We start from the raw sequence: 7,348 nt of genomic DNA, 5'->3' as shown, positions 1-7,348 counted from the left end.
GATGATCGGGAACCTGTTCGTGAATTATCAAAAGAGTTAACGGGTTCTCTTTATGGTGACAAAGGTTATCTCAGCCAGGAATTGGCGGATGATTTAGCCCAAATCGGCGTCATTTTCATCACGAAAAAGCGCCGAAATATGAAAGCTTACATGCAATCTGAGTGGGATAAAATAATGTTATCAAGGCGTTTTATTATCGAAACAATTAATGGGCAATTAAAGACAATTTCTCAAATAGAACATTCTCGCCACCGAAGTATAAAAGGATTTCTGTTGACCGTTTTAGGTGGACTGATTGCTTATTGCCTTAAATTGAAGAAACCATCACTGAAAGTTTTCTACTCAGAAGAAGATTTTTCAGTGACGGCTTAAACGAAATTCGGGTTAGCATATATAAATTTTGAGGTATGATCTTTTGCCCCCCATGGCTCATTACTAATTTCCCAAAATTTTATTAGCGGCTTAATCAACGTTTCTACTGAACAATTCATATGCTACCTTCTGAAAATCATTCTGATTAATTATTATTCTTTCTCATATTTATAATTTTAAATATGAATGATATTACTATAGCTTTCATGGTTTAGCGTTGTCAGATTAACTGTTTGAGTGAAAAAATTCAATAGTATAATCAAAGAGATGCAAATAACTAATTGTGAGGATTTTTTTACCTGAATTGGGTATAAGCTTTAGAGGTTATTTAAAATGAACTGCATAAAATAGAAACTGTGCTATGGGTTTAAAAATAAAGATGTGGCATGTATAATTTATCAGTATGATTCATTAGAAATCGCCAAAAGAACTAATTCTTTTAGGAGATAGAATTTTCAGAGATTAGTTTTATAAATTTGATTAAATATTTTTCTTTCCCAATAAATTAAAATATAAAATCCGCCATGAAAAAAACACTACTCATGTATAAATGAACAGTAATTTTATTTCCGACTGAGTCTGTTCAAATCTATTTTTTATAGAAAATTTAATATGCTTAATTAGCTAAAGATCACCACTAAATTACATTAGTAATAATTCGTTTCATTTATTATTTGTTTACCATATTTTTCTATTTGAAACAGGAAAAATTGTTAGTAGACTTAATATACTTTTCCTTTGCATAAAGCACCCCTGCATAGTGCTTTTTATGCTGAAAATAATAACAATAGAGGTTAATTCGTTACCTTATAAGCCCTCAAGACATGAAATAGCAGTGTAGCTTAACCACTTTTGTGAGTGATGTGGGGTTATCTCCATAAGTGAAGTTATATTCTCGTCACATTTTGTGAATTTGTAACAGCAAAGCTGCTGATTGAAAGCAGTTGAGGGACTTTTTCGCACGGATTTTTATATTGGTATTCAATCAATATAGAGTATGAGATTACGCCATTGTAATAAAATTGGCATAGCAAGGCTTTTAGTGATGCAGAAATGTGTTGATTAAAAAGGGTAAAATTCCAAAACCGTTTTCTCATATCAAGTTTGATTATGAAGGGGGAATGATGTTTTTCCATGCTGTCAACAAAAATAATATCGTCGCACTTACATTAATATTGAGCATTGTCATTTTCTTTTTCTCTGTTAGTAACAGTAAGTTGAGTATTATCGATTATGCAGATAAACATTGTCAGAAGAATACTGCTTGTCTGATTGATATGAATAAAATCGCATCCTTTGACTGGGATAAAATGTATATCCTGGATAAGGGAATGGGTCATAAAGATATTGAAGAGATTATCGGGGCTGCTTTTACAGGAAAGGCTAGCCTTTTTTATAAGATTATTTTTGTCAGAAATCAGCGAGTGGTTTATGAAGATGAGTATGATCCCTATGTAAAATCTTATGAGAAAAAATTTCTGAAACCGGATTTTAAGTATCCTTATGATGGAAAAGGAAATTATTTAAATTATTACGTCATCTCCAAGGATAACGCGATTCTTTCAATGGAAATTGAAAAGAGGCCTCCCGCAAGTGATAAAGTTTATTACAAGTTATCTCCTTCCAATCCACAGCAGGTTAAGGAAAAAAACTTGTAAATATATTCAATTATTGGTTGGTGCTTTAGTGCAGTCCTAATATTTCTTTTTGGCCTGCACTTTTTTAGTTTTATTCTTTGTTTTGTATTTAGAGCGGGAGCGTGAATTTTTTGAGGAGTTAACTTTATTTGATGGAATATCAAAAGCCGAATGACTTTGATGTACTGGAGGTTGTTCTTGCAGGTTTTTTAAGCGCCTTTCCCATTCACAAGTTGCATTGAGGCTTTTCAGCGTTCGGGTTAACCCGGCAATCAATCTTTTATCCTTATCATTTCTTGCATACTTAAGTTGTTTTTCTAATGTTTTCTTTTTTTCCTCACATCCAGCTTTACTGGCGGTTGCATAGGCAATACTCATACTGAAAACGATCAATACAGATAAGATCATAGTTTTCGACTTCATGAATTATTCCTACATATGGTTTTAGGTAATTATCCAAAATTTTATATGCTGATCTGGATTTGATCCTAAAAATTTGACCATAGTTACAACTCACAGGGGGAGGATGGAGGCTTTTATCTTTTTTTTGCGAGAATGAGACATAATGCTTTTTTGTTGCCTGATCGGCATCAGGCAAGTTACCAATATTTCTCTCCCTGGGGGTTGAAAATCGAATGCTAAGTTACCTTCACATGATTTTTAGTGTTCGGGTGTTACCGCATTTGTAATAAATTTTCATATATCAATTTGTTATCTTGAATTTTATGCTGTATTTTTTTACGGTATTTATTACCGTTTTTCCACTTTTGCAACATATTGTGGGGTAATCAGTGGGGCAACAAATATCTTAGAGCACCGCACATTTATCTTCATCACGCTTATTTATCTTTTATGTAAGCACACGGTTTTGAGCGGCTGTTAACCCTGACAAAATTTGGTTAATCCATCCCTAAAATTATGCAGGAGTGCCGGAAGGATTATCGAAAAACGAGAACAAAGAGAGGGTATTCTTATATTGTTGAGCTATCGGAGGAAGCAGAAGAATGGCTGCCGTCGCTACCTGAGCATAAAAATCTCAATATTATACTATGATAGGTTTTTAGGTTTAACTATGTACTCAACATGAATTTTTTGATTCTATAGGGTTAGAAAAGGTATTAAGTGATAATACCCAGTATCACTATGTGCTTACATTGGCTCAGGCTCAAAGTATTATTGAAGATATTAATCCTAGCCCTCCACAAAAGCCAAGTTATGGTGAAGAATTTGCAAGAGGTAGTGAGATAAGAAATAAGAAGAAAAATCCTATGGCAGCAGTGTTTTCTGTCACAGATCCTATTTCTACTTATGCTGGAAATATCTATGATTCACATGGATTCTCTGAAGTTTGCCGGGAATTTAAGAGGTTAAGTATTACTGCAAAAACCTTTGTGGGAGAAAATGGGAAAAAATATATTCACCTGTCAGGTCATGCGGGACTTAGGCGTCTTGTCAGAGGAACCCGATACGGTGCTAGCCACCCTCAAATGTTAGCCATGGGGATAGGACAACAGGGTCTTAATAATAGTATTATCAAAGGTGTTAGATTCTGTATTGTCTTTTCGATTAGCTATAGATTGATAGAAAGTATTTTTAAGGATGAATATACCTTAGCTGATTTTATCGGGAATATAACAATAGATATGGCTAAAACCGCTATTGTTGCTGCTGTATCTTGGGCTGTCGGTACATTTTTAACTTCTACAGCTATTTTAGGCAGTAGTATTATTGTTGTTGCTGGAATAGTTCTTCTTGCGGGTATTTTAATTACCATTGGTTTAGACTATGTTGATAAAAAATATGGAATAAGTGAAAAGTTAATAGCATTATTAAAAGAGGGAATGGAAAGAAAACCAAGAACACCGGAAGCAGACTTACAATATTTTTTCAATGTGATGGGAAGAATCAGGTGAATAGCAAATATTTAAAAGCATTGGCTGGGGTAATATTATTAATTATATTTACACCTATTGTGTTTTTAATTGGTTATTATTTTCTTTCATTAATATTCATGAAAGATGAGATAACATTTTCTAGCGGTATTATCATAGGCTTTATGTCTTCTCCTCTATTGTTATATTCTATATCAGGATCTACTTTTTTCTTTATATTTGATAGACTACCTAGATTTAACAAGATAATTGTTAAGTATCTGAGTAGGTTGATGATTGCATCATTTATAATTGGTTTTCCTCTCTCTTTTTATGTTGATTATAAGTTAAAAAATGATGGTTATTTAACATGTGATAAAATATCGTGGATGTCACCAACCACCTATGTAAAAGATTTATCACTGTGTAAATGAAAAAATTTGTAAATATTCTGTCTTTATGTTTTGTCCTGTTTAGCCTCCAAATTTTGGAGGCTTTTTAGTTATTTTGCATAGTATTAAATAGTGTCTTTGAGGAAAATAAATAACCATAAGACACCATGAAAAAACTACTTAAATTACGCCAGCAAAAAGCTGATTTGATCCATCAAATGCGTTCGCTGCTCATCAAAGCAGAAGATGAAAAACGCTCACTGTCTACGGGCGTCCCCGAAGACGGAGGCTATACTGTTATCTCTGAGCTCAACAAACAGATCATGCAGCAACTGGCTGATGAGTCAGTCATGCGCCGAGTCTGTACGATTAAAACCACTCGCCGCAACGAATATAAACAGCTTGTTTCGGTCGGTGGCGTAGCGGTAGCCCACGGGGTAATCCGTTATCCCACACTCTCAGCTCCTTTCGACTACTTTTACTCTTTTTAAGATGCTATGACAGCATTTACTTTGTTACTATGCTTTATAGTGTTTTAGTGCTCGTGCAATGAATTGTGGGGTAATTCGTGGGGTAATAAAATGATTTATTCGCCTTATGTGAAACTAAAACTTATTAAAAATCAATAGGAAATAAATTAATGCTAAGTTATCGTCACAGTTTCCATGCGGGTAATCACGCTGATGTGCTTAAACACACTGTACAAAGCCTGATCATTGAATCACTTAAGACAAAAGAGAAGCCTTTTCTTTATTTGGATACTCATTCAGGCGCGGGTCGTTATCAATTAAGCGGAGAGCATGCCGAGCGTACGGGTGAATATCTGGAAGGTATTGCTCGTATCTGGCAACGTGATGATATTCCTGCAGAGTTAAATGCTTATATGAGGGTTGTTAAGGTACTGAATCAGAATGGGGTTCTGCGTTACTACCCTGGTTCCCCGTTGATTGCCCGTCATTTATTACGGGAAAACGATGAGCTTAATCTGAGTGAATTGCATTCAAGCGATTTTCCTTTATTACGCAGCGAGTTTTCCCGTGACAGGCGTGCACGTGTTTTGCGTGAAGATGGTTATCAGCAACTGAAATCAAAATTACCTCCTAAAACTCGTCGTGGGTTGGTGCTGATCGATCCCTCTTATGAATTGAAATCAGATTATCAGAGTGTCGTTAAAGGTATTTGGGAAGGGTACAAACGCTTTGCGACGGGAACTTATGCGTTGTGGTATCCGGTTGTGCTTCGTCAGCAGATTAGGCGTCTAGTTAAAGAACTGGAGGCGACAGGGATCCGCAAAATTTTGCAGATTGAATTAGGTCTGCGTCCAGACAGTGATCAACGTGGTATGACAGCATCTGGCATGATTGTTATCAACCCACCGTGGAAATTGGAACAGCAGATGCGCTCTGTTCTGCCATGGCTACATCAGGTACTGGTTCCTGAAGGTACGGGACATACTTTAGTAGAATGGATTGTGCCGGAATAAGGCGTCGTTGGCTTGATAGCTCTGGCCTATGACAATAAGAGCCAGAACCGTCATGAACAGTGATAACTTTTTGTAATAATATGATTTACGCTTAAATTTTAGTCGGTAAGTTAATTGATTAGACGGAAGTGCCTAAGATGAGTAAACATTACGATTATATTGCAATTGGTGGTGGCAGTGGTGGTATTGCTTCCGTTAACCGTGCGGCCATGTATGGGCAAAAATGCGCCCTGATTGAAGCAAAAGCATTGGGTGGAACATGTGTTAATGTGGGATGTGTACCGAAGAAAGTGATGTGGCACGCCGCGCAGATTGCGGAATCTATTCATCAATATGGCTCTGATTATGGTTTTGATGCAACAGTAAATCATTTTGACTGGAAAAAATTGATTGCCAGCCGTTCCTCCTATATTGATCGTATTCATATGTCGTATGAACGTGTGTTGGGTAACAATAAAGTGGATGTTATTCAGGGATTCGCGCGTTTTGTTGATGCAAAGACAATTGAAGTAAATGGCGAAAAAATTACGGCTGACCATATTTTGATTGCGACCGGTGGCCGTCCAATGTCTCCTGCTATTCCCGGTGCGGAGTATGGTATTGATTCAAACGGTTTCTTTGAACTGGATGAGATGCCAAAACGTGTTGCAGTCGTAGGTGCAGGCTATATTGCTGTGGAAATTGCGGGTGTTTTGAATGCGTTGGGAAGTGAAACCCATCTTTTTGTTCGTAAACATGCACCATTACGTTGTTTCGATCCGTTGATTGTCGATACGTTGTTGGAAGTTATTAAAAATGAAGGGCCGACATTGCATACGGAAGCAATACCGAAAGCGGTGATTAAAAATGCTGATGGCAGTTTGACGCTGCAATTGCAGGATGGCCGGGAGCAGACAATTGATACATTGATATGGGCGATTGGGCGCGAGCCAGTGACGGATAATCTGAATCTGGCGGTGGCAGGTATTGAGCTGAATGAGCAAGGATACATTCAGGTCGATAAGTACCAGAATACGAATGTGAAAGGTATTTATGCCGTAGGCGATAACACGGGAGCGGTGGAGCTGACGCCAGTTGCGGTTGCGGCAGGTCGTCGTTTATCGGAACGTTTGTTTAACAACAAGCCGGAAGAACATCTGGATTATGCCAATGTCCCAACAGTCGTATTCAGCCATCCGCCAATTGGTACTGTAGGATTAACAGAACCACAGGCAAGGGAGCAATATGGCGATGATCAGGTTAAAGTTTATACATCATCATTTACCGCAATGTATACGGCGGTAACAAGGCATCGTCAGCCATGTCGTATGAAGCTGGTTTGTGTAGGTAAAGATGAGAAAATTGTAGGCATCCACGGTATCGGTTTTGGTATGGATGAGATCCTGCAAGGCTTCGCAGTTGCGCTAAAAATGGGGGCAACGAAAAAGGATTTTGATAATACGGTTGCAATCCATCCAACGGCGGCAGAAGAGTTTGTGACTATGAAGGGTTAGTGTAGAAATCCCACCTCCACACGTTTTTACCGCTGAAAAATACATACTAGGCCAGCATGATCTGGTCTAGTATGGCTATAGACCAGCTTTGAAGGTTAAT

Annotated in this window: 7 protein-coding genes and 1 pseudogene; 7 read left to right on the top strand and 1 reads right to left on the bottom strand. The window is 37.3% G+C overall.

The window, feature by feature from the left end:
* The coding region (locus ABLA85_RS02360; protein WP_367961014.1) for a transposase at positions 1 to 372 on the top strand (372 nt) is incomplete at its 5' end.
* 1,055 nt (positions 373 to 1,427) lie between these two features.
* Entirely contained in the window at positions 1,428 to 2,030 is a 603-nt protein-coding gene (locus ABLA85_RS02355; RefSeq protein WP_367961012.1) for a hypothetical protein, read from the top strand.
* Positions 2,031 to 2,066: 36 nt separating this feature from the next.
* Here the strand turns inward: ABLA85_RS02355 and ABLA85_RS02350 are convergent, their stop codons facing one another.
* Positions 2,067 to 2,417: a DUF1090 family protein gene (locus tag ABLA85_RS02350; protein WP_367961011.1), complete on the bottom strand. Its 351-nt coding sequence runs from the start codon at positions 2,415 to 2,417 to the stop codon at positions 2,067 to 2,069.
* A 746-nt stretch (positions 2,418 to 3,163) separates the two neighbouring features.
* Between ABLA85_RS02350 and ABLA85_RS02345 the strand changes: the two genes are divergently transcribed.
* The 5 genes and pseudogenes from ABLA85_RS02345 (at position 3,164) to gorA (ending at position 7,248) form a co-directional block, all read left to right on the top strand.
* Entirely contained in the window at positions 3,164 to 3,922 is a 759-nt protein-coding gene (locus tag ABLA85_RS02345; protein WP_367961009.1) for a hypothetical protein, read from the top strand.
* Complete coding sequence (locus tag ABLA85_RS02340; protein ID WP_367961007.1) at positions 3,919 to 4,314, top strand: DUF1240 domain-containing protein; 396 nt, start codon at positions 3,919 to 3,921, stop codon at positions 4,312 to 4,314. The genes ABLA85_RS02345 and ABLA85_RS02340 overlap by 4 nt, the downstream gene beginning before the upstream one ends.
* 125 nt (positions 4,315 to 4,439) lie before the next feature.
* Positions 4,440 to 4,691 (top strand): annotated as a pseudogene (locus tag ABLA85_RS02335) (phage major capsid protein); the annotation flags it as partial.
* Positions 4,692 to 4,912: 221 nt separating this feature from the next.
* Entirely contained in the window at positions 4,913 to 5,755 is an 843-nt protein-coding gene (locus ABLA85_RS02330) for a 23S rRNA (adenine(2030)-N(6))-methyltransferase RlmJ (RefSeq protein ID WP_367961005.1), read from the top strand.
* Between the two features lie 137 nt (positions 5,756 to 5,892).
* A complete protein-coding gene (gene gorA, locus ABLA85_RS02325; protein ID WP_367961003.1) occupies positions 5,893 to 7,248 on the top strand; it encodes a glutathione-disulfide reductase in 1,356 nt (451 codons plus the stop codon).
* Positions 7,249 to 7,348: the final 100 nt, after the last annotated feature.

Origin of the sequence: Xenorhabdus sp. SGI246 (genome assembly GCF_040838225.1) — a bacterium.
Lineage (GTDB): Bacteria > Pseudomonadota > Gammaproteobacteria > Enterobacterales > Enterobacteriaceae > Xenorhabdus > Xenorhabdus indica.
This window is presented reverse-complemented; position numbering and strand designations above follow the sequence as displayed.